At 48.4% G+C, this 2,062-nt stretch carries 1 protein-coding gene; it reads right to left on the bottom strand.

All coding sequences use genetic code 11. The features are described from left to right. Positions 1 to 1,777: PAS domain S-box protein (locus H6S82_RS30225; protein WP_347339570.1), on the bottom strand; the 1,777-nt coding region annotated here is incomplete at its 3' end. Positions 1,778 to 2,062: the final 285 nt, after the last annotated feature.

Below are 2,062 nucleotides of genomic sequence, written 5' to 3'. Positions count from 1 at the left end.
CATTATGCAGGTTTTCTCCCGTTCTCCCGTTCTCCCGTTCTTCGTTTTGACTTTTGACTTTTGACTTTTGACTTTTAATTTCCGCTCTCCCCCTCTCTGCCTCTTCGAGTCGGCGCGTCCATTCATATCGCATACTCACACCGATTTCGCCGCTTTCGGGATGGCAGTGCTGTTCGTAAATATAAACTCGATCGACACCGGTCACTGCACCCAAGGCGTCTAATGCTTTATTAATTGCTGTACTGTAATCGCTATTTGTCAATAAATGATTCATGGCAGCTGCAACCCCTTGCAGCAACGTATCTCGTTTGTGCAGTTCTGTCTCTGCTTGCTTGCGCTGGGTAATATCTACTACAGTGCCTTCATAGCCCAACAGCTGACCCGTTTCGTCCCGGAGGGCGCGAGCGCTTTCGGAAATCCAGATGATGCTGCCATCTTTACGATAAACTTGGGACTCGAAGCCCCAAACGGCATCCTGTTCTTGTAAAAGATTTCTAAACTGAAAGCGGCGATTTGGATCGACATAAAGCTGTTGTTTGATATCGATGATGGTGGCGATTAATTCTGCTGGGGAATCGTAACCGTAGATGCGGGCTAGCATGGGGTTGACTGTCAGATATCCCCCATCGGGTGTGGTTTGAAAAATACCTTCAACGGCATTTTCAAAGATGCTGCGATAGTTCTGTTCTACCTGGCGCAGTGCTTCTTCTGCTTGTTTGCGCTTGGTGATGTTGCGGGAATTAGCTACGACGCCTTTGATAGTGGCATCATCAAGCAGGTTGCGCCCTATAGTTTCCAAATAAATCCAATTGCCCTGAGCGTGTCTGACTCGATACTCGATCGCCATGTTAGCGCCGGGATTGGCGATCGCACTGGCAAAAGCGGCATAAACTTTGTCAATATCTTCTGGGTGAATCCAGTCAAAGGCTTTTCGATCGATTAATTGTGTCGGTGTGTAGCCCAAAATTTTTTCTACGGAGGGACTGACATAACGAAAAGTGGCGTTGATATCCAAAACTGCAATCAGGTCTGAGGAGTTTTGCACTAAGGAACGGAAACGCTGTTCGCTTTGGCGTAATGCTTCTGCTGTCGCCACCTGAGTACGCAGTCGCCGAGCGACTGCATATGCCAGTCGCGCCAGCGCTAAGATGACTAAGGTAGCAATTCCAACCGCTATAGCTATTGAGAAAGTAAAGCTGCCCCTAGTATCTGCTGTGCTGTAAAGTTGTACAATTTTTGCTTTTTGAGGCGGGAAGCTGACGGCTGCCATTACTGTGTAATGCGTGGCGGCGATTGTCGATGCGATCGCGATGGCACTACTGAGTTGACAGCATTTTCCGATTTTTGTTGTTTTTGTCATCGAGGTCAGGCACAAAGTTGTTAAGGAAGCACCAAAACTGATGACCGTCGAGAGTTCCACTAGCTGCTGAGAATTATATGCGATCGATGCCCACGGTCGCGTTGATGTCATGCCTGTGTAGTGCGACCAGATGCCGATCGCTATTGCCGCCCCACTCGCAAGCCACAACTTTCGCGCCCATTTTGTGGCCAATCGGCTACCCTTCACCACTGACAAAGCCGTATAGGTGGCGGTGATTGCGATCGCAACTGAAACAACAACAAGGCAGACATCGTAGGTCGCCATCATCGAAACCTCTGGGTCCCAAACCCCGTCCTTACAGGACGGCTTTACAATAATCCCCTTGCGGGGGGCTGGTTTTTGAATGGCGATCGGCCCAAGAACCAGCAAACTTGTTTTAGTCCCTTCCTGCAACACAGTTAAGATGTCTTGGTCTTACCTAACACCTAACCAATTAGGCTTGTAGATAGTCCAGACTGGGAAGCATCTGGAAGTGCGTACCAAACTGTGTCTCAATGCGGTATTCACCTCTTGCGTTGCCTAAATTGGTTTAGACAATCCCCGTTCCCTTTCGGGGGGGGTTGGTGAAAGGTGCGTCTTTATACTCACTTTTGCCGGAAATTTTCACTTTATCCACAAAATCTGTTCGATTTCAGCAGCAAATTACACAAAATCTGCGAGCGAACCATCTTTGCACTGTCA

This window comes from Planktothrix sp. FACHB-1355 (assembly GCF_014748295.1).
In the GTDB taxonomy this organism is placed as follows: domain Bacteria; phylum Cyanobacteriota; class Cyanobacteriia; order Cyanobacteriales; family Aerosakkonemataceae; genus Aerosakkonema; species Aerosakkonema funiforme_A.
This window is presented reverse-complemented; position numbering and strand designations above follow the sequence as displayed.